This window comes from Cellulophaga sp. Hel_I_12, assembly GCF_000799565.1.
In the GTDB taxonomy this organism is placed as follows: Bacteria; Bacteroidota; Bacteroidia; order Flavobacteriales; family Flavobacteriaceae; genus Cellulophaga.
This window is the reverse complement of the sequence record NZ_JUHB01000001.1, coordinates 2,925,066-2,945,560: the sequence shown is the minus strand read 5'-3', so window position 1 is coordinate 2,945,560 and position 20,495 is coordinate 2,925,066. Positions and strand designations below refer to the sequence as shown.

Here is a 20,495-nt window from a genome sequence, read left to right as displayed (position 1 = left end):
TCTCTTTTTGTGATGTCGGTATTCGATGATTTCCGATTTTTTTTGTTTCTTCTATTTCTTCTATTTTGAGACATTCTTTTATACTATTTCCAATTCATCTTCTGTAATCGAACCGCATTCAGAATGGCCAACAAAGCCACGCCCACATCCGCAAATACAGCTTCCCACATTGTTGCCAGACCGCCTGCACCCAAAATCAAAACCACAGCCTTTACGCCAAATGCCAAACCGATATTCTGCCAGACAATTTTTCGAGTGGAACGGCCTATTTTTATTGCCCTTGCAATTTTACTTGGTTGGTCAGTTTGGATAATGACATCTGCGGTCTCAATGGCGACATCGCTACCTAAACCACCCATTGCAATACCTACATCACTTACTGCCAAAACTGGCGCATCGTTTATGCCATCGCCAATGAACGCAACTTTGTTATCGTTTTCGGACATTAGTTTTTCGACTTCCTTCAATTTATCTTCTGGAAGCAAACCGCCTTTTGCCCAATCTACACCCATTTCTTTTGCGACTTGTTGCGTAATGGAATCCTTATCGCCCGAAAGCATTATGATTTTTGAAATACCAGATTCCCGAATTTGTACAATTGCTTCGTGTGCATCATCCTTTAACTCGTCTGCAATGATTACATAGCCTGCAAATTTGCCTTCAATGGAAACCATTACGATAGATTCTACAATGTTATCGGTTTCAGATGGAACTTCGATATTGTTTGAAGTCATCAATGGTTTGTTGCCAACCAATACGGTTTTACCATTTACTGTTCCTTTCAATCCTTTTCCTGCTATTTCGCTTACTTCGGAAGCTTGAAAATCTTCGCCATCGGCTTTATATTCCATAATTGCCTTGGCAATGGGATGGGTAGATTGTTCTTCCATCGCCATCAGGTATTTCATCATTTCGGCTTCGCTCAATGCCCCATTGTTTACAACAACATTTTTGATTTTAAAAACCCCTTTGGTCACGGTTCCGGTTTTGTCCATTACAACCGTAGTTACCTTTGTCATTTCGTCCAAAAAGGAAGCTCCCTTAAAGAGAATTCCATTTTTTGAAGCTGCTCCCAATCCACCGAAATAACCCAACGGAATAGAGATAACCAATGCACAAGGACAGGAAATAACCAAGAAAATCAAGGCTCTATACAACCAATCGCTAAAGACATAATCGTCCACAAAAAAGTAGGGTATAAACGTCAATCCAATCGCAAGAAAGACAACGATTGGTGTATAGATTCTTGCGAACTTTCTAATGAACAATTCGGTTTTTGATTTCCGTGCGGTGGCGTTTTGCACCATATCGAGAATACGTGCAATGGAACTATCCTTAAATTCTTTGGTCGTTTCAATTTCAATAACGCCATCCAGATTTATGCTTCCTGCAAATACTTTTTCTCCTTTTGCAATGGTGTCAGGTTTGCTTTCGCCTGTTAATGCTGCGATATTGAACGAGCCTTTTTCGGACAATAAAATACCATCCAAAGGGATTTTTTCGCCCACACGGACTTGCACTTTTTCGCCAATAGCAACGATTTCGGGATTTACAGAAACATAATTGTTGTTCCTATAGACCAAGGCTTCATTTGGTCGTACATCCAGTAAAGCCTTGATGCTTCCCTTGGCTCTTTTAACGGCGGCACTTTGGAACAATTCGCCTACCGCATAAAACAACATAACTGCCACACCTTCGGGATATTCGCCAATGGCGAATGCACCTATGGTTGCGATGGACATCAATAAAAACTCGGTAAAGAAATCGCCATTTTTGATGCTTTTCCAACCTTCCTTTATGACAGGAAAACCTACTGGAAGGTATGCGACTGCATACCAGACGATACGTATCCAATCTTTAAAAAATGCTACGTCAAAATAATCCATCGCAATACCAATAATCAGCATTACAAAGCTGAAAATTGCTGGTACATAAATTTTAAAATTCCCTATACTTTCCGGACTGCTATGGTTGTGACCATCATTACGCTTGTGATTGTCGGATGAAGTTTTATTTAAATCTCTTAAATTCAGTTTCTTTTTTTTCATAAATTCGATTGTAATTTTATTTGAATTTACAGTTATTCCAATCTCAACACCAATTGGGCAAATTGCACTTCTAAAGTTTTATCCAAACCTTGTATCAATTTGTCCAATCCTGTATCCGAAACCAAAACCTGCCCTCTAGCACTTATCAAACAAGAAATGGTTGTACCTTGGTCAAAATGGGTAAGGGTCGTTTTAAAGACTGATTTATAGGTTTTGTCTTTGTATGTAACAGATGCCAACCAATTAAATAAAATTGGGTCGTGTTGTTTTGAGAGAAAATCTTCAGATGGAATAGTCCCTGTAAAGCGCAGCATAAGAGGTTCTTCTTCCTCTTGTAAAATGGTATTGATTTCTGGAATATCCGTAGATAAGGTTTTTAGGTCAAGTACACCATTAACCACTTTGGAATCATAATCAAGATATAAGGCCAATTTATGGCTTTCTGCCTTGACGGGTTTATCATCAACCAAAGTCATCATCATAATATGACCTTCTTCAGTTGTATAAATTTTTTGAGCGTTTACTTTATAATAACTAACCAACAAGATTATTAAAATACAATGTTTAACATTCATAATATCCATTTTTAATTGTAATTAAAAAAAAAGCAGCTTCTACTTTTGCTTTTAATGCAATTAATCATTTTGCTTAAAAAAAGCATCATAAAAGCTGCCTGCCATTAATTTTCTAATTAGTTCCAAAAACTTATTTAAGAACAAGCAAAGGAATGTTAGATTCAAAAACCAATTTCTTTCTTAACCCTTTCACTAACATACGCTCAAAAAATCCGTGTTCCCTGAAGAGAAGTGCCAGTACATCAATCGGTTTTTCATTAAGAAACTTGTTAATGCCTTCTTCAGTGTCGTCGTTTTGGAAAACGCTAAAAGTGAAATATTTTTGCCCCAAGAAGTCTTTATAATGTGCACGTACCTCCTTTTCATTTAAGGGGGTATCATTTTCATTCGTGATTTGGACAAGGTGCAAATGGGCATTGAATGTTTCCAGCAACTTGACCAACAGGTCTAAATCAACATCATTCTCCAGACTATCCGCATCCAACGCCAAGCCTAAATGTTTGATAGAAGCGTATTTTACGCTCTCTGGAACAACTAATACCGAACAAGAGGCATTACGACTAACTTTTTCACTGACCGTGCCTATAAAGAATTCTTCGATTGATGAGTCCGCCCCTTTAGTGCCCATTACTATTAAATTGGCATTTTCATCTTTTGCGGTTTGGCAAATCACGTCTACGGTCGCGCCAAAACCAACGTAGCTTTTGTAATTTATGGATGTGAGTTCAGGAAAACTATCAAGAAATTCTTGAAGCTTACTTTCATTTAATTTTTCCTGTGATTCTTGGGCCCCGGCAACTGAGGTGGCCATAGTTGCCATTCCCATGGGTGTACTCGATGGATATGCCACTGTATAGGCGTGAACGAAAACAATTTTGGTTCGCAGTTTCTTCGCCAGAGCTAATACATATTCTACGGTGTTTCTTGAGACTTCGGTAAAATCAATCGGTATTATTATTGTTATAGTTTTCATATTATAGTTTTTTTTATTGTTATTTTAATCTAATTAATAAAAAGGTGTTTTTCATTTTAGTTACGGACTGATTAAGTGATGTAAGTCCATTTCTTTATCTACATATTTACTTACCATAAAAAAGAAGATAAAAAAAGTAGAAAATAGCTTCGAAAAAGTAAATAAAAAGAACTGCAACAAAGATTCCGGCGAGTGCAAGAATACCGTATAACCTATCCTTTTTGGTCACGTTACCTTTTATTGGTTGTTCATCTTTTTTCCTTTTTCTCCTTTCTCTTCTGTTTTGGGACACAATCAATAAAGTTCTAAGACAATTTTCCTACTTGTTTATGGAAAAACAGCTCATTTAAAATGATATTTAAACTCCTAACATTTTAGGTAATCCACTTTCATATAAATAATAGCTCACTTCTTTGAAAATGGGTTAACTCATTTCTCAATCCATTCTTTAGCCTTCTTATTATCAGCCAAATCAAAATATCTGATTTCCGCATTGGTAAAAGGCTTCATAAATTGGGTTATCCATTCCTGCCATTTTTTATCTCCTACCATTGCTATTTTTTCATAGTCCTTGGCGTGGGCCGTATCCATTTTGAGGTCTTCCCATAAACCAGGCAAGTCCCAACCCGTAAAGTTGTCCATCTCAAAATACCAACGGACTTTCATTCCCTTGTCCAGTATAGCGTGGATAAGTGGATGGATTTTTTCTATATCTTCTTTACGTAGCTTACCATAGGCTTTGGATGCAATTACATTGTCATTGGTCAATTCTATTATCTGTAACATAATCCTATTTTTCATTGTTATCCTGCTAAATCGCAGAAGCATTCTTCGATTTTTATCCGTTTTTTTTTGTTCAGAAAGAACTCCTTTGCATATTTCAAAGCTCTTAACTTAATGTCCTAATCCATTTCAACATTCCTCTTTTGGCTACCCATAAAACAATCTTTTCCTTTTTCTAAAAGATTATACATACTATAAACAACATAAACGCAATCCGACCAAAAAGATGCAACATCTTTCTCTTTGCGTTTTTATTTCAAGCACTTCTCACATACGCCTTTCAATACAAGGTTCACATTGTTTATTTCATAATCTTCTGGCAGGCTTTCTTCCGATATTTTATTTGGTAAACAGATTGTTTTCCTACAATCGGTACAATGAAAGTGCATATGTAAATCTATACCGTATTTACCTTTGGCGTTTTCATCAGAAATCGCATATTTTGCCACTCCGACCCCATCATTAATTTGATGAATCAGCCTTTTATCCTCAAAAATCTTGAGATTACGATAAAAGGTCGTTCTGTTTGCTGTTTTATTGGTTTCGCTCTTTTGAACAAAGGCCTTTTCCAAATCGGAAAAGGACACGGCACTTTGTTTCCTTTTCAGGAACTTGTATATTTTCGACCTCATTTGAGTAGGGCGAATCCCTTTAGCCAATAATGTTTTTTCCGTCTTTGTCATTTAATATTCTTTAAAAAAACCAGGTTCTTCTATGTCCCAATTTTTCTAATCTTTTTTATAAGCCAAAAGGCGCAGAGCATTGGCCACGACTACCAAAGTAGACCCCTCGTGAAATGCCACGGCGACCCCTATGTTTGCCCAGCTCAAAATGGTAGCTGGTATTAGCAGTGCCACAACACCAAGGCTTACCCAAAGGTTCTGCTTGATAATGGTCTTTGCTTTTCTGCTCAATCCGATAGCAAATGGCAAAGTTTCGAGTTTGTCTGCCATTAGTGCTATGTCTGCTGTCTCTAAGGCCACGTCGCTTCCCGCTGCACCCATTGCAATACCAACGGTACTGTTTGCCATTGCCGGGGCATCGTTCACACCATCGCCTACCATTGCAACTTTGGATTCCTGTTCTTTTAATTTTTTAATAGCATCAACCTTTTCCTCTGGCAACAGGCTTCCCCAGGCATCGGTCAACCCAATTTCTTTAGCAACGGCATCGGCAACTTTTTGATTATCGCCCGTAAGCATAATCATCCGCTTGATACCGATTTCCTTTAATTTTTTAAGTGTTTCCTTGGCTGCTTCCCGTGGGGTGTCCATCAGGGCGATGATACCGATATATTCTTTGTTCCTTCTTATAAGCATCGTCGTGTTTCCGCCGCTTTCAAGTTCTTTTACTTTATTCGATATTTCTTCGGATGGTTTTGCTTCATCGAGGTCTTCGTACAAGTCAAGGTTTCCAATATAGATTTTATCCTTGCCCAAGGACGCTTTGATACCTTTTCCGATAACCGCTTCCAAATCTGACGCATCGTTAATATCAGTACCTTTCAGACGCTCTTTCCCATCCCTTACGACAGCTTTGGCCAAAGGGTGGTCGCTCAAGTTTTCAACAGCAACAGCTATCTTTAACAGTTCATTTTCTTCAATATCCCCTAATGGTACTACTTCGGTAAGTTTGGGCTTGCCTTCTGTAAGCGTGCCCGTTTTATCAAAAGCCAAAGCCGTAATGACCCCTAAATCCTCAAGTGGTCGCCCACCTTTGATAAGCACGCCGCCACGTGCTGCCCTTGCCACACCGCTTAATACGGCACTTGGTGTTGAAATGGCCAGTGCACAGGGACTTGCAGCTACCAATACCGCCATTGCACGATAAAAGCTGGCACTAAACGGTTCATCAATGACCAGAAAGGCAAAGAGCAGGATGCCAACCAGTATCAGTACGGATGGCACAAAATATCTTTCAAATTTATCGGTCAACAGTTGGGTAGGGGACTTCTGGGTCTGCGCCTCGTTGACCAGTTTGACGAGTCGGGACAGCGTAGAGTCTTTGGCTTCTTTGATTACCTTAATTTCCAACGTGCTATTACCGTTGATAGTTCCAGCGAATACCCGATTTTCGTCCTTGATATCATCGTCTGCCGAATAGTCCCTGCTCGTATCTTCCACGGGAATTTTGTCCACGGGTACACTTTCCCCGGTAATAGGTGCCTGGTTGACGCTGCTTTTTCCATTGACCACGACGCCATCTGCGGATATTTTACTATTGGGCTTGACCACTATAATATCGCCAATGCCCAATTTTTCAATTCCAACTTCTTCTGTCTTACCATCTTTTTTAAGCAATGCTGTTTTTGGCGCAAGGTCTGCCAGTGCCGCAATGGACTTTCGAGCCTTTTCCATTGCATAATGTTCAAGGGCGTGCCCCAAACTAAACAGGAACAGCAACAAGGCACCTTCTGCCCATTCGCCCAGAGCAGCGGCACCGATGGCGGCAACCAACATCAAGAAGTCGATTTCAAAACCACCTTTGGCCACGGTCTGTATGGCCTCTTTCGCCGTAAAGTACCCTCCAAAAAAGTAAGCACCGATGTATAAAGAAAGACTGACCCAATCTGGGATGGATTCTACATAGGAAAGGCCGAAACCTATTCCGAGAAGTGCCCCACAGATAATGGAAAAAATGAGCTCCGTATTTTTACCGAAAATACCACCGTGGGCGTGCTCTTCTCCTTCCTCGTGGGTCTCGCCTTCTTTGTGCTCGTGTCCCTCTGTGGAAGTTTGCTCTTTAGTCTCTTCCTTCTTTGAACGCTCCTGTTTTTTTCTGGATGCTTTGGTGTAATCATTTTCGTTTGAAGCACTCCGCTGAATCTGAAGGTCTTCTTTTTTAATTTGTTTGCTTATTTCATCAAAATTTGTTTGCTTTTTATCAAACTCAAGACGTACCATTCCAGAGGCCGAAACGGAAGCTTCCAAAACTCCATTGATTGCCAAAAGGCTTTTCTCTATGGTACGTGCCTGCCTTGTGTGTCTGATTCCTTTAACCTCTATGAGCAAATGCCCGTACTTTTCGGTAATCTCGGCACCAGTCCGCTCTGCAAGGGATTGGATGCGGTCGATGGAAATGATATCGGGGTCATAATGAAAACATAGCTGTGGCACATCCTCTCCGTTTGCATCGGCAACGTGCACTTTTTCGATGCCCTCTTTAGCCTGTAGTTCTTGAATAAGCCTTTCAACACAAGTGTCTTTTTCGTTTGGAACTTGCGGAAGGATTACGGGAATTTTGATTTTTAGTTTTTTCATGATTAGTGATTTTTATTTCTTTTTTTCAATAAAGGAAAATGATGTGAAACCAAAAGTAGAATGAGCAATAACGCCGTAATACTTCCAATGAGGTACATACCAAACCCAATTGCTATACCAACCGCGGCAGTGGCCCAAATTGTAGCTGCGGTAGTCAAACCGGAAATTAAATTTTTCGCGCTATCCCTAAAAATAATTCCTGCACCAAGGAACCCAATACCGGAAACAATATTGGCGACAATGCGGGTTTGGTCTGCTACATCAATGTGAGAGTTGATAATTGTTATTAAGGCCGCCCCAAGGCAAACGGCTGCATACGTTCTAATGCCAGCCGCATTTCCGTCAATTTCCCTATCGAGCCCTATCAAAACACCAAGTACAAGGGCAACAAGTAACCTTGGTAAGAGCGTTATTTCAGTTTGAAAATCCATTGTTAATAATTTTTTTTATAAAACATAATAGTCTGTCGGTTTTTTCTTGTCGGGAACATTTGTTTCTCCTATCATTTGCTTTATGTTTATTTCTATTGTTTGCGCCAAATCGGTTACAGGTGTATCCATAGGTCGGTTTTCAAAAGGATCCTGCATCAGAATGGATGTTTTTTCAATGGCAATAAAAACAATAGGTATTCCAATAGTTAGACTTATTTCTACTGCCAGGTATTGGTCTGACAGACCAAATGGCAACATTGTGGCAAACACATAGATTATAAGATGTATCAATAAGCTATGTGCTTTTGGGAAGACCGTGTTTTTTATACGTTCGCACTTGCCCATAGAATCACATAACCTGGCTATGGTACTGTCTATCTGTACCTGCTGAAAATCATTGACCATACCGTTTTCTTTTGCTTTTAGCAAAGTTTCAGAATGTTCTGACAATAAAGTATTTGGAATATTAAAAGACTTCATTTTATAAGATTCCGTGTATTCCTTAACTTTGGGGGAAAAGGGTGTTTTTCTCAACGATTCCCCCAGGGCATAGCTCCAGATAATTTGACGGTTCGCCATTTCCCTGACCAAGGTATCGTATTGCCCGTTGCTCCTTTTGAAAAATGAAACACATTGTCTGATCAGTGTTCGGGAATCGTTTACAATAGCACCCCAAATAATTCTGGCTTCCCACCATCGTTCATAGGCTTGATTGGTTCGAAAACCCAAAAGTAAAGCTACAGCGGTGCCAAAAACAGCAGTAACACCAATTGGAATCGAAATTTTTGACAAAAAACCATATTGGTCTAAAATACCCACAGCTACAGCATATGATGCAATGAATACAATATCAAACTTTATGGTTTTAATGAAATTGACAATGGATATTCTTTTATTTAAGAGCATATTTAAAAATTATTTAAGTCCGTTCAATAAGTTGTTTGCTTGTTCTCATAATGTAAACTATACTTCAGTGCCACATTTAGAACAAAATTTTACATCCATAGGTATTGGTTCTTCACAACTTTTGCATTTTACTTTACCTAAAGGCTCGCCACAATATTGACAAAAAGAAGCATTTTCAGGATTGTTTTTGCCGCATTTTGTACATCTCACAACAACCTTGGGTTCATCAAATCTTGGGTCATTATTTTTACGTTGATGCTTGTTGGAATGATGACCATAACTTCCTCTTAATAAATGTTTTAAAAATCCCATATTGTTTAATTTAAGTGTGTTTCCATATAATCTAATGCTTCGGGCATATCCAACTCCCGGGTACCGTTCCCGGTTCTGATAAAGAAATGAGAACGGTCGCCCAGGTTCAAATACACGGGTTTTCGCGATTTGTGGACCCTTACATAACAGATATCCTTTTCTTCAAATTGGTAAAAGCCCACCTTTGCCAAAGGGCAAAAATGCGTGCCTAAATTGAAGGACACCAACTGCATTATATACTGTTCAAATCCGTCCTTGCCCGGTTTCTTTAAAGTACCGTAATCTTGTTCGAGCCCCACAATACGGCCTTCATCGTCAACTCCTATAATCAAATGGCCGCCTTCGGTATTCATAAATCCTGCAATGGTCTTTGCCACTACCATTTCCAAGGCTTTGTTGACCTTCCCTTGTCGTAGGTCCCACCGCAAGGTGCTTTTGAATTCTACCTTGTGGTTTTCACCTTTGTCCAATAATTCACAAATTAAAGTAACCCCGACTTTCTCCCTGTTTGGTCGAAATATCGTTTTTCTTGTATAGAACATCAGGGCGAGACTGCTTCCCATAATACCAAACAGGATATTTTTTAGGATTTGGTCCACATCGCCAAATCCGAGAGCTTGCCCAACTGCATTTTTGAACAAATACCACCAATTGCCCGTATCACCACTCTGGTCATACTGGAATAGAGAAATGCCCAATGGCTGTATAATGATTATGCCCACCGCAAACCCTAAAACAATAGCAATAAGAAATTCTTGCCTGTTCTGCCCTCCTCTTTTTTGATTATGTATGCCATTAGGCGGTTTCATTGCAGTTTATTTTTTCTTGTTTTCCCGTAACATTTTTTTTCGCTGTTCAAACTCTTCCTCGCTTATTTCGCCCCGTGCAAAACGTTCCCTCAGGATTTCCATCGCACTATCCTTTTTCCGTTTCTGTCCCGGGGTGGGGTAAGGAATTAGGATATCCAAAAAAGATGAGGATTATCCAAAGTCCCCACCATATCCAGTGCATTCCTCCAAAATACCAATCGTCCATCATAGTGTTTCTGTTTTTAAATCAATAGTATATCCATTTTTTATGTTATTCTATTTCTATCCATTCTTTGGCCAATTCTTTTTCTTCGGTCTTATAAAATTTTATATGAGCTTCTGAAAAAGGAAGCAATACCTCGATAAATTGCTCCTGCCATTTAACGCTACCCACCAAAGCAACACGCTTTAAATGCTTTTCATTCGGAAGGTCTAATTCAATTCCCTTCCAATATGTCTCTGCCGTCCAACCTTCAAAATTTTTCATTTCAATATACCAAGACACTTCCGGATGGGCAGTTATATGTTCTGTTAAGACTGGTATCAAGTTTTCATAATCCTTGGCATCCAGCTTATTCTCTGCTACCATATATACAGTAGCCTCTTTTTTATAGATTGTTATCATTGCTCATTATTTATAAATGATAATTGAATTTAAAAACCAAACGTTTAAACCAAATTGCCACTGCATTTTTCGCAGATACCCTTTACCACCAAGTTGATATCCTCGGTAATATAACCATCAGGTAAGTTGATGTGAGGGATTTTATGTTCTGTTAAACAGACCGTCTCATTACAATTGTTGCAATGAAAGTGCAAATGAAGGTCGTTGCCGACCTCGCATTCACAATTTTCTTCGCAAAGGGCGTATTTTATAACCCCTGTCCCATCCTCGATTTGATGCACAATCCCTTTTTCTTCAAACGCTTTCATAGTCCTAAATAGGGTACTTCTTTCACTGACCTTAAAATCTTTTTCCAAGTCGCCAAGGCTGATGGCCACATTCAACTCTGCCAACCGCTTATAGGTCATAAGGCGCATAGCCGTAGGTCGTATCCCTTTGTTTTCCAGAAGTTGAACTATTTTTTCCATTTGTACTGAAGTGTTTTATAGGTCGTACCGTTTTAAGGAATCCCCAGTTTTAATCTGAAAGGCATCTTCAATATTTGCTATATAGATAATGCCGTCTCCAGGTTCTTCCGTTTTGCCATTTTTTAAAATTATTTCAATGGCAGCTTGGGCTTCCTCATTTTGACAGACCAATTCCAGCTTAACCACAGGACTATCGGTAATACGAAAATCCAACGAAGGTCTTGCACCTTTTGCCTTGAATGCGCCAGTACCTTCTGCTTGTGAAAGGGTCATACTTTCAAATCCATTATCTGATAGTGCTTCAATGACTCTTTGGATTCGGTTCGGTTTTACAAATGCTTTTATTTCTTTCATCTTAAAAATATTTTTATGTTTTAATCGATTTTGAACCGAGCTTGTTTTTTAATTTTTAACTAACTAATTAAGACTATAACAAACTCGGACTCAAAACCTTTGATTGTTATTGAATTAATGTCCGTGTTCCAGTTCGCCCTTGACCATTTCCGAAGACAGGTTATAAGCTCCGTTTATCACGACTTTGGCATCCTTTGAAACTTCGGCAGGAAGATTGACTTCAACAAAGCCTAAATCAGTAATACCGACCGTTACGGGTATCATTTTGAATTTCATTTTGCCCGCTTTCATTTCTTCATCTTCATCCAAAATGAAAATGAAGGATTGCTCGCCTTCTTTTATAATGGCAGCTTCCGGAACGGCGAAACCCTTTTTCTCGCCCTGCACTATGCGTCCTTCCACGTACATACCTGGCAATAGGTTTTTATCCTTGTTTTCAATATCTGCCAGAACTTCCAAAGCTTTTGGGTCTGTCTCAAAGGTTTTACCTACAGACCGAACGGTTGCCTTAAGCAGTTCATCTGGACGAGAGGCCGTGGAAAAATATATCTGTTGCCCCTGCTTGATTTGCTTTATGTCTTTTTCATATACTTTGAAGTTGACATAGATTTTTGAATTGTCGCTTATCGAGAACATTTTGGATTGTTGTGCCACGTAATCGCCAAGGCTAATCATTACTTCATCCACATACCCACTTATAGGCGAGGTAATGGGAACAGCGGAATATATTTGGCCTTCCGCCACTTTGTCCGGGTTAATGCCCAACAGTCTCAACTGGGACCGCAAACCATTGACGCTGGATGTTGTGGAACGAAATTTTGACTGCGCCATCTGAAATTCCTTGCCAGAAGAAACACCTTTATCATAAAGGGTCTGCTTACGTTCAAAATCCTGTTTCAAAAAGACCAGTTCGTCATTTTTTTCCTGATAATCTTGTTGCATTGCAATGATATCTGGGTGTTCTATATATGCCAACACCTGACCTTTCTTTACGTTATCTCCAGGGATTACTTTTATGGAACTCACATTTCCACCAACAAAAGGACTTATGTTCGCCTTGTCCTGTGGGAAAAGTTCCAGCGTTCCTGTTACTTTAATGTTGTTCCCTAAATTGCGTTCCTCCAAAGGTTTCATTTCCAAACCTATGGTTTCGGCCTGTTGCTTTGTGAGTTCGACAACGCCTTCTTCCTCGCTGTGACCACCTTCTTCCTCTTCTCCTTCAACGTGGCCTTCTTCGCCGTGTGCATCTTCTCCAACTTCATTGGTTTTTGATACGCCTTCAGCTTCGTTATGCCCAAGTTCAGATTTTTGGGCATCGTTACAGCTCATAAACATAAGTGTAAATAATACGGTACTTACTAATAGTATATTTTTCATTTCTCTTTTTTTAAGGTTATAAATTGCCCAATTGATATTGTAGCTCAATAGCTTGTTGGTTATACTGATTTATAAATTGTAAATGACTCTGCTTTATACGAATGGCACTGTTCAGGATCGTGATATAATTCACATAATCTATTTCGCCTTCTTTTGAAGCAAGTTCAGCTGTCGAAATCTGTTCTTCGGCCAATAGTAAAGCTCCTTCTTGATAATAATCAAGGGTCTTTTGGGTTTTTTCTAAAGATTTTAAAAGTTGGGAAACCCTACTTTCAGTTATTGCCTTCTGTTCCAAATACTGGTTTTCGACTACCATTGCATCTGCCTTGGCAGCTTTAACCCTTGATTTTTGAGGAAAGAACCAAAGCGGAATGCTGATACCTGCTTGATATGCGCTAAAGCCAGACACATCGTTGTATTTCAGTTTATCATAACTTATGCTGAATTTTGGTAGGAACTGTGCTTTCTCCACACCGATATTCGCTTTGCTTACTTCCGCATTCTGCATCGAATACTGCAATATTGGGTTGTTGGCCATCGAAGTTGAATCCAAAACACTCATAAAATTAATTGTGCCGTAGGGCAGTCCGACCGTTTCAATTTCTTGGTCGATGCCCAAATACTGCTTCAATGCCCTTTTGGCGATTTCTATATCGTCATAGGCTTGCTGTCGTAATACCTGAATCTGCTGATATTCGGAAGAGGCGGCGATAAATTCCAGCTTGCCCGTTTCCCCTGTATCATAACGCAATTCGGCAGCCGTCCTAAAGTTGGCATAAACACTGTCCAACTGTTCCGCAAAACGCAATTGTGCTTTGTTATAATTGATAAGGTCATACGCCTGCATCACATTACGAATCAATTGCTGCTCATTGACAGCATAGAATTTTTCGCCCAATTTAACCCGTTCTTTATAAAATTTGGATTTTGAAAAACCGGAAAGCAAATCAATATTGCCCTGTTGTACGCCATAGGTACGCAATATTCCTTGTTGTAACCCTTGGTCTTCTCTACCGGTATATAAAGAGGTACTTCCTAAATCAAAACTTGTTCCTTTCAGAGCCTGTTCTCTTTCGATTAAAGCTTGACTTTCCTTAAGCGAAGGATAATTCTGTTTTGCCATAGCAACAGCCTCATTTACTGTTAAGACCTTTGACATTGTTGCATCTGGATTGGTGTCTTGGGCAAATGCAGTTCCAGAAGCCATCAAACCGCCAACCATCAATAATACGGTTACAATGTTGGTTGATTTATTGACATAACTTACACCTCCATCGTTATTGTTTCGTTCCTTTCTCGATTCGAGCCAATAATATAATACAGGAAGGACCACAAGCGTTAAAAATGTTGCTGTTATCAATCCGCCAATAACCACCGTTGCCAATGGTCGCTGCACTTCTGCCCCGCCAGAGGTAGAAATCGCCATTGGGATAAAGCCCATAATGGCCGCCGTTGCCGTAAGCAAAATTGGACGTAAGCGTTCGTGTGTTGCCTCGTATATTCGTTTTTTTAAGTCTGTCATTCCACTTTCTTTTAATTCGTTGAATTTGTTTATCAGTACCAATCCGTTTAAAACCGCAACTCCAAAGAGCACAATAAAACCAACACCTGCCGATATACTAAAAGGCATTCCTCGTATCAATAGTGCAAAGACACCTCCAATGGCCGCCAAAGGCACTGCCATATAAATCATTAGTGATTGCGAGAACGAACTCAATGCAAAATAGAGCAATATGAATATTAGGAAAAGTGCAATAGGCACTACAATCATCAATCGGTCTGAAGCACGTTGAAGGTTTTCGAAAGAACCTCCGTAGGTTACAAAATAACCAGGTGGCAATTTTACCTGTGTTTCCAATTTTTGCTGTATTTCCTCGACCATCGATTTTACATCGCGCCCACGAACATTGACCCCAACCGAAATACGGCGAGAGGTATTGTCCCTTGAAATTTGCATTGGTCCTGGCTTATAGCTGATATCTGCAACCTCCTTTAAAGGCACTTGCGCTCCGTTTGGTAAATCGATATAAAGATTTTTAAGACTGTTGATATCTTGTCGAAATTCCTTCGCCAACCGAATGACCACATCAAACCTTTTTTCGCCTTCAAAAATCACACTTGCCTGTTCTCCAGAAAATGAAGCACTCACATAATCGTTCAGCTTGTCAACGGTTACACCGTATTGTGCCATTTTCGCACGGTTATACACCACCGTCATTTGTGGCAAACCGCTTGTAGCTTCTACATTGAGGTCAGCCGCTCCAGGAACGGTTCTGATGACCGCTGCGATTTCCTGTACCTTGTCGGCTAACACTTCTAAATCCTCGCCGTACAATTTAATTGCCACGTCCTCACGAACCCCTGTAAGCAATTCATTAAAACGAAGTTCTACAGGTTGGGTAAATACGAAATTTACGCCGGGAACGACTGAAATTTTTTCTTGAATTTTTTCTATGAGTTCTTCTTTGCTATCTGCGGAAGTCCATTTACTCTTATCTTTTTCAAGAATAATGTAACTATCGGCAATGTCCATAGGCATTGGGTCTGTTGGTATTTCGGCCACACCAATCCTTGAAATTACCGTTTTTACCTCGGGAAATTCATTGATTAAATTTTGAAGTTTTTTTGAAGCCTCAATAGACTCGGTAAGACTGCTCCCCGGTTTTATCAAAGCCTGAAACGCAATATCGCCCTCATCAAATTTAGGTATGAATTCGCCACCCATATTGCTGAAAATAAATCCTGCAATCAGTAATAGAGCAACTGCGCCAATCACGACACCAGCTCGAAAGCGAAGTGCAAAATTGAGCAATGGTACATACCCTCTGTTTAAACCGGACATTATTTTATCACTGAACCTATCAATCTTGTTTTCAAATTTGGCAAACCAACTATTCTGATTTTTAGCAGGTTTTAGGAATAGTGCTGAAATCATTGGAACATAAGTAAGACAAAGGATAATCGCTCCTAAAACGGCAAATCCAAAAGTAAATGCCATTGGACGGAACATTTTTCCTTCTACACCAGTCAAAAAGAGAATTGGTGTAAATACAATAAGGATAATTAACTGACCAAAAAATGCTGAATTCATCATCGTGCTTGCCGATTCATAGGCTATTTCATCCATTTCAGGTTGGCCAATGGCGGTTGTGGTTTTCTTCATCCGTTGATGAATGTGGAATACCATACCTTCAACTATAATTACAGCGCCATCCACGATGATTCCAAAATCGATTGCCCCCAAGGACATTAAATTTGCCCACACTCCGAATTGTTTCATCAATATAAATGCGAAAAGCAATGATAAAGGGATTACCGAAGCTGTAATCAAGCCACCACGGAAACTTCCCAAAAGCAAGACAAGCACAAAAATCACAATCAATGAACCTTCAATAAGGTTTTTTTCAACGGTGCTTGTGGTTCTTCCAATGAGTTCACTTCGACTTAAAAATGTATCTATGTAAACACCTTCGGGTAGGGATTTTTGTATTTCTACAATGCGCTTCTCCACATTTTCGACTACGTTGCCTGGGCTTTCGCCTTTCAGCATTAAAATTTGTCCGCCAACAGTTTCGTGTCCATCTTGGGTAAACGCACCATAACGCACCTGATTACCAAAGCCTACTTTTTCGGCGACATCCCGGATTAAAACAGGACTTCCATTTTGAGTCGTCACAACTGTGTTTTCCAAATCCTCGATACTTCGTGCCAATCCTTCGCCACGGATAAAATTGGCTTGGTGGTTTTTTTCAATGTAAGCACCACCAGTATTGGCATTGTTCACTTTCAAGGCTTCAAATACCTGATTCATTGTAATACCGAAACTTTTCAGCTTATTAGGATTTATGGCAACTTCATACTGTTTTACATAACCTCCAAAAGCATTGACCTCGACCACTCCGGGAACTAATGCCATTTGACGTTTTACAATCCAATCCTGAATGGTACGAAGCTCCATTGCATCGTATTTATCTTCGTAGCCCTCTTTTAATTTTAAGGTGTATTGGTAGATTTCGCCCAGACCTGTAGTTATTGGTGCCATAAATGGCGTGCCGAAGCCTTCGGGGATTTCTCCAGCAACTTCGGTTAATTTCTCTTGCACCAATTGCCGGGGAAGATATGTACCTGCCTCATCTTTAAAGACAATGGTAACCACGGACAGCCCAAAACGGGATACCGAACGCAGCTCGATAACGTCAGGAAGATTGGCCATTGCCAATTCTACCGGATAGGTAACAAATTGCTCAATATCTTCAGTACCTAAATTTGGGGCAACTGTAATAACCTGTACTTGGTTGTTGGTAATATCGGGTACAGAACCCAGATTTATAGTGGCCATAGACCAAATGCCCGTACCTACAAGTGCCACTATAAAGAGCCCAATAATAAACTTGTTATTAATGGAAAATGAAATGATTTTGTTAATCATAGAAAAAGTATTAATTCAGTTTAAACCTCGCAATGCAATTAGATGCAATGCGTTTATAATGTGATGCTTACTTTGAAAAGCATCACGTAAGGATATAGCTATCCTTAAAAAACTGAATTATACTTTAGGGGGTTGGAAAAGCGATTCCAAATATCTGGAAGTGAAGTTTACTTTATGTAAGTTAAACTGTTTTTTCTCTTCAAACTTTAGTCGATTGGTTAAAGCCGAATTGTTGTTCGCATTAATTAATACTAAAGGATGACAACATTGATTATGGGAATGAAATGGTGTATTCTCCTTAACTGGGTTATTATGATGCCCTTCATTTTTTGCATCATTGTCAATGTAATCTTCAACTACATATTCAAGGAAAGAGTCGCCATAAACTTTATGGTCTTGATAATGGGTAATAATACTTGAAATTTCTTTAATTGGCCCACAAAAGTCCATATCTATGCTAATCCCTTGAAAAAAGAATAGAAGCGACATTGATATGGAAACGAATATTTTCATAAAGTTTGACAAATATACAAATTAATCGATGCACAGGTTGTGCAAAAACTTGAAGCGGGATAAAAAATAAGATTTAACTTATCAAAATATTAGAGCCATCTGCGTATTTTGCTCTAAAATCAACTATTAAGCCCCAATTATCGACGTATTGGTAATTAAAAGTTAAATAAAGGCTACAAAAGTAACTAATATCACACCCATACCTCCCTTAAGAGTACTCGATTAAGTGGTTTATTAAGGGGTAAGTAAGTGAACCTAATCCATACAAAATTTGGCAAGGTTCTATTTTTTAAAAATTGAGTAATTTCTTTTCAAGAATTTAAAATCCGTACGCGACAGAAAAATTAACCCCAAATGGATGTCCAGGACGTAAACCTGCTGGAACCCTCGATACTGCATAGGTTGTATTAAAGAGATTTATAATATTAGATGACAAGGTAAAATTGGCATCAATAAAATAACGGGCAGACAAATCCACTATAAAATTTGAATCTACTTTAAAGTTTTCTGGGATTGTTCCAGCACCTGCTTTTGTTCTGAAAGCGCTTGTGTATCGTGAATTCAAGCTCACTTCAAATTTCTTATGCTCTAGTCCAAAAGTTGCATTTAATTGATTTTTTGCGATGTATGGTATTTCGTCCCCTATGGTAACCACTCCATAAATATCTTCGTTACTATCAAAACTGGTCAGAAATTCTGTGTCCGTGAGGGTATAGGAAATCGATAGAGGAAGTTTAAATTTTTCTGACTTATTATATAATAGGTTGTAATTCAGTAAAAATTCAATTCCGCTGACGCGTACTTCACCTGCATTAAACTGGTCAAGACTTCCCGTGCCACCTGTAGCAGCCAAATCACTTCCAAGTAGGTTTTGGTAGTCATTGTAAAAGCCCACAACTTCGCCAGTGAAACCTTTTAGGCTAAATCGGGAACCCAATTCATAATTAATGCTTTCTTCAGGATTTTGCCCCGGCGTATTACTTGGTGGCGAAAAACCTTTATGCACACCACCGAATATTGATATGTTGTTACTGAACCTATAATTAGCTCCTATTCCAGGAATCCAGACATCCACTTCGTTTTCTCTAATCGATAGATTTTGACCTGTTCGTAAAGGATCATCAGTACCATAATCCATTCTAGTTAATGTGATGTTTTCATAGCGCAACCCTGGGGTCAAAGTCAAATTTTCAATTTTTACCGTGTATAGTAAATGTGCTGCCAGTGCTTTGGCACTGCTTATACGGTTGGCATCTGTTCCTTTTTCACCAACTGTAGTCTGTATTAATTCTTGGTTTTCAAACGCATATCTATCCACCCATTGAAACCTATCCTCGTCATCTTCGTGGTAACGTATGCCCGCTTCTAAGCGCTGTACCCATTGGTTACCCCATTTTAGTGTAGCAATGGATTGAATTCCGTTTGAGGTATAAATCCTATTGTTGGCCTTTATACCTAATGCATCCATTTGGGTGTCCTCGTTACCCATGAGGGTTTGATATTCTGAAGGAAAATTTTCTGGTGAAGACAAAATGTTGTTAATACTTACGCGTTCGCCCAAATTCACGTCATCCAATTTATACCAATTTCGTTTAAATCTATTGAGGTATCCTGTTGTCCTTATATCAAGGGATGGTGACAAACGGATAAAATGGGTAAGCTGGTACTGTTGGTGTTTGGCGTTCATCACATCCTCTGAAGAAGCTCTGTATCTTCTAAAAGGACTTTCCTCAAAATCTGCATCTGTAAGTCCCAAATAGGTCTCGTTGGCCTCTTCTTCTGAATATTGGATTTTAAACAATAGCGACTGATAGATTTTGGCATCCAAATTTGTGTTTACTCTAAATTTGGCCATATAATCTGTCTTGTCAAAACCCGTGTTGCCACCACCGTCTAAATCCTTAAAACCATCAGAACTGTAGTTGAAATAATCAGTCACAAACCCAAAATTCTTAAAACTATTGCCTAAGACCAATTGGGTGTTTCTTGAATCATAGTTTCCGGCAGCAATCGATGCTTTTCCAGAAAATTTTTCCGGTATACGAGAGGATATCATATTTATGGCACCACCTGTGGTGTTGGGGCCGTACTGTATTTGGCTGCTTCCTTTTAACACCTCTATGGCTTCCATTCTGCCAATAGTAGGAAAATAGTAGGCAGCTGGTGCACTGTAAGGGGCGGGTGCAATCAACACACCATCTTCCATTAAATTAATTTTTGCGCTGCGCTCAGGCGAAGTACCTCTTAAACTAATGTTTGGGCGTAATCCAAAACCATCTTCTTCATAGATGTTGATGCCTGGAACCGTGCGTAAAATTCTGTTGATATTGGTGAAAGAGAACTTTTTCAAGTCTTCTTTTGAGATATAAGTTGCAGAACCCGTTTTGTTTTGTGCCTCAAATTTACTTCCCAATAATACATTTCCCGTAACGATGACTTCCTTAAGTTGTTCGGTTTGTTGCTTAATTGAATCTTTTTGTTGTGGGTTGGTCTGTGCCAATCCCGTGATGTAAAATAGCAAGGTAGTTGCTGTGAAGGATAGAATTTTCATTTTACAATTTTATTTAGAATGATTATAAATAGGCCGCAAATATAATATCCTCTTTTGTATTGTCCAAATTATTTAGAATAAT

The 20,495-nt window shown here is 39.3% G+C and carries 19 protein-coding genes; all 19 read right to left on the bottom strand.

Annotated elements, in window-relative coordinates; genetic code table 11:
• Positions 1–83: 83 nt before the first annotated feature.
• A complete protein-coding gene (locus tag GQ45_RS12725; RefSeq protein ID WP_047418578.1) occupies positions 84–2,048 on the bottom strand; it encodes a heavy metal translocating P-type ATPase in 1,965 nt (654 codons plus the stop codon).
• A gap of 32 nt (positions 2,049–2,080) precedes the next feature.
• Entirely contained in the window at positions 2,081–2,623 is a 543-nt protein-coding gene (locus GQ45_RS12720; RefSeq protein ID WP_047420384.1) for a hypothetical protein, read from the bottom strand.
• 130 nt (positions 2,624–2,753) lie between these two features.
• Positions 2,754–3,596 (bottom strand): universal stress protein, encoded by an 843-nt coding sequence (locus GQ45_RS12715; protein WP_052188221.1) that lies wholly within the window; start codon positions 3,594–3,596, stop codon positions 2,754–2,756.
• Between the two features lie 429 nt (positions 3,597–4,025).
• On the bottom strand, positions 4,026–4,382 hold the full coding sequence (locus GQ45_RS12705; protein ID WP_047420379.1) for an STAS/SEC14 domain-containing protein: 357 nt from the start codon (positions 4,380–4,382) through the stop codon (positions 4,026–4,028).
• 248 nt (positions 4,383–4,630) lie between these two features.
• Entirely contained in the window at positions 4,631–5,062 is a 432-nt protein-coding gene (locus GQ45_RS12700; protein ID WP_047418574.1) for a Fur family transcriptional regulator, read from the bottom strand.
• Between the two features lie 45 nt (positions 5,063–5,107).
• Positions 5,108–7,639, bottom strand: a complete 2,532-nt coding sequence (locus GQ45_RS12695) for a heavy metal translocating P-type ATPase (RefSeq protein ID WP_047418572.1) — start codon at positions 7,637–7,639, stop codon at positions 5,108–5,110.
• Between the two features lie 2 nt (positions 7,640–7,641).
• Positions 7,642–8,070, bottom strand: a complete 429-nt coding sequence (locus GQ45_RS12690; protein WP_047418571.1) for an MgtC/SapB family protein — start codon at positions 8,068–8,070, stop codon at positions 7,642–7,644.
• A 15-nt stretch (positions 8,071–8,085) separates the two neighbouring features.
• Positions 8,086–8,976: a bestrophin family protein gene (locus GQ45_RS12685; protein WP_047418570.1), complete on the bottom strand. Its 891-nt coding sequence runs from the start codon at positions 8,974–8,976 to the stop codon at positions 8,086–8,088.
• A gap of 57 nt (positions 8,977–9,033) precedes the next feature.
• Positions 9,034–9,288, bottom strand: coding sequence for a zinc-ribbon domain-containing protein (locus GQ45_RS12680; RefSeq protein WP_047418568.1), 255 nt, complete (start codon positions 9,286–9,288; stop codon positions 9,034–9,036).
• Positions 9,289–9,293: 5 nt separating this feature from the next.
• Positions 9,294–10,097, bottom strand: coding sequence for a helix-turn-helix domain-containing protein (locus GQ45_RS12675; RefSeq protein ID WP_052188220.1), 804 nt, complete (start codon positions 10,095–10,097; stop codon positions 9,294–9,296).
• A gap of 6 nt (positions 10,098–10,103) precedes the next feature.
• Complete coding sequence (locus tag GQ45_RS18255) at positions 10,104–10,199, bottom strand: SHOCT domain-containing protein (RefSeq protein ID WP_231555200.1); 96 nt, start codon at positions 10,197–10,199, stop codon at positions 10,104–10,106.
• A gap of 4 nt (positions 10,200–10,203) precedes the next feature.
• Entirely contained in the window at positions 10,204–10,326 is a 123-nt protein-coding gene (locus tag GQ45_RS18310) for a hypothetical protein (RefSeq protein ID WP_255352047.1), read from the bottom strand.
• Positions 10,327–10,368: 42 nt separating this feature from the next.
• Positions 10,369–10,722 carry an STAS/SEC14 domain-containing protein gene (locus tag GQ45_RS12665; protein ID WP_047418565.1) on the bottom strand — a complete coding sequence of 118 codons (354 nt, stop codon included), beginning with the start codon at positions 10,720–10,722 and terminating at the stop codon, positions 10,369–10,371.
• A 44-nt stretch (positions 10,723–10,766) separates the two neighbouring features.
• Positions 10,767–11,189 carry a Fur family transcriptional regulator gene (locus GQ45_RS12660; RefSeq protein WP_047418563.1) on the bottom strand — a complete coding sequence of 141 codons (423 nt, stop codon included), beginning with the start codon at positions 11,187–11,189 and terminating at the stop codon, positions 10,767–10,769.
• Between the two features lie 15 nt (positions 11,190–11,204).
• On the bottom strand, positions 11,205–11,543 hold the full coding sequence (locus GQ45_RS12655; protein WP_047418561.1) for a P-II family nitrogen regulator: 339 nt from the start codon (positions 11,541–11,543) through the stop codon (positions 11,205–11,207).
• A 114-nt stretch (positions 11,544–11,657) separates the two neighbouring features.
• The gene (locus GQ45_RS12650; protein ID WP_047420376.1) at positions 11,658–12,920 is read right to left on the bottom strand and encodes an efflux RND transporter periplasmic adaptor subunit; all 1,263 of its coding nucleotides are present in this window, start codon (positions 12,918–12,920) and stop codon (positions 11,658–11,660) included.
• Positions 12,921–12,936: 16 nt separating this feature from the next.
• Positions 12,937–17,349, bottom strand: a complete 4,413-nt coding sequence (locus tag GQ45_RS12645) for a CusA/CzcA family heavy metal efflux RND transporter (protein ID WP_047418559.1) — start codon at positions 17,347–17,349, stop codon at positions 12,937–12,939.
• A gap of 117 nt (positions 17,350–17,466) precedes the next feature.
• A complete protein-coding gene (locus tag GQ45_RS12640) occupies positions 17,467–17,838 on the bottom strand; it encodes a hypothetical protein (RefSeq protein ID WP_047418557.1) in 372 nt (123 codons plus the stop codon).
• A gap of 343 nt (positions 17,839–18,181) precedes the next feature.
• Positions 18,182–20,413: a TonB-dependent receptor domain-containing protein gene (locus tag GQ45_RS12635; RefSeq protein WP_047418554.1), complete on the bottom strand. Its 2,232-nt coding sequence runs from the start codon at positions 20,411–20,413 to the stop codon at positions 18,182–18,184.
• Positions 20,414–20,495 lie beyond the last annotated feature (82 nt).

Excerpts from the sequence above, each read along its gene's own strand:
- GQ45_RS12725 (WP_047418578.1), bottom strand. The coding sequence starts at position 2,048 with ATGAAAAAAAAGAAACTGAATTTAAGAGATTTAAATAAAACTTCATCC.
- GQ45_RS12720 (WP_047420384.1), bottom strand. The coding sequence starts at position 2,623 with ATGAATGTTAAACATTGTATTTTAATAATCTTGTTGGTTAGTTATTAT.
- GQ45_RS12715 (WP_052188221.1), bottom strand. The coding sequence starts at position 3,596 with ATGAAAACTATAACAATAATAATACCGATTGATTTTACCGAAGTCTCA.
- GQ45_RS12705 (WP_047420379.1), bottom strand. The coding sequence starts at position 4,382 with ATGTTACAGATAATAGAATTGACCAATGACAATGTAATTGCATCCAAA.
- GQ45_RS12700 (WP_047418574.1), bottom strand. The coding sequence starts at position 5,062 with ATGACAAAGACGGAAAAAACATTATTGGCTAAAGGGATTCGCCCTACT.
- GQ45_RS12695 (WP_047418572.1), bottom strand. The coding sequence starts at position 7,639 with ATGAAAAAACTAAAAATCAAAATTCCCGTAATCCTTCCGCAAGTTCCA.
- GQ45_RS12690 (WP_047418571.1), bottom strand. The coding sequence starts at position 8,070 with ATGGATTTTCAAACTGAAATAACGCTCTTACCAAGGTTACTTGTTGCC.
- GQ45_RS12685 (WP_047418570.1), bottom strand. The coding sequence starts at position 8,976 with ATGCTCTTAAATAAAAGAATATCCATTGTCAATTTCATTAAAACCATA.
- GQ45_RS12680 (WP_047418568.1), bottom strand. The coding sequence starts at position 9,288 with ATGGGATTTTTAAAACATTTATTAAGAGGAAGTTATGGTCATCATTCC.
- GQ45_RS12675 (WP_052188220.1), bottom strand. The coding sequence starts at position 10,097 with ATGAAACCGCCTAATGGCATACATAATCAAAAAAGAGGAGGGCAGAAC.
- GQ45_RS18255 (WP_231555200.1), bottom strand. The coding sequence starts at position 10,199 with ATGGAAATCCTGAGGGAACGTTTTGCACGGGGCGAAATAAGCGAGGAA.
- GQ45_RS18310 (WP_255352047.1), bottom strand. The coding sequence starts at position 10,326 with ATGATGGACGATTGGTATTTTGGAGGAATGCACTGGATATGGTGGGGA.
- GQ45_RS12665 (WP_047418565.1), bottom strand. The coding sequence starts at position 10,722 with ATGATAACAATCTATAAAAAAGAGGCTACTGTATATATGGTAGCAGAG.
- GQ45_RS12660 (WP_047418563.1), bottom strand. The coding sequence starts at position 11,189 with ATGGAAAAAATAGTTCAACTTCTGGAAAACAAAGGGATACGACCTACG.
- GQ45_RS12655 (WP_047418561.1), bottom strand. The coding sequence starts at position 11,543 with ATGAAAGAAATAAAAGCATTTGTAAAACCGAACCGAATCCAAAGAGTC.
- GQ45_RS12650 (WP_047420376.1), bottom strand. The coding sequence starts at position 12,920 with ATGAAAAATATACTATTAGTAAGTACCGTATTATTTACACTTATGTTT.
- GQ45_RS12645 (WP_047418559.1), bottom strand. The coding sequence starts at position 17,349 with ATGATTAACAAAATCATTTCATTTTCCATTAATAACAAGTTTATTATT.
- GQ45_RS12640 (WP_047418557.1), bottom strand. The coding sequence starts at position 17,838 with ATGTCGCTTCTATTCTTTTTTCAAGGGATTAGCATAGATATGGACTTT.
- GQ45_RS12635 (WP_047418554.1), bottom strand. The coding sequence starts at position 20,413 with ATGAAAATTCTATCCTTCACAGCAACTACCTTGCTATTTTACATCACG.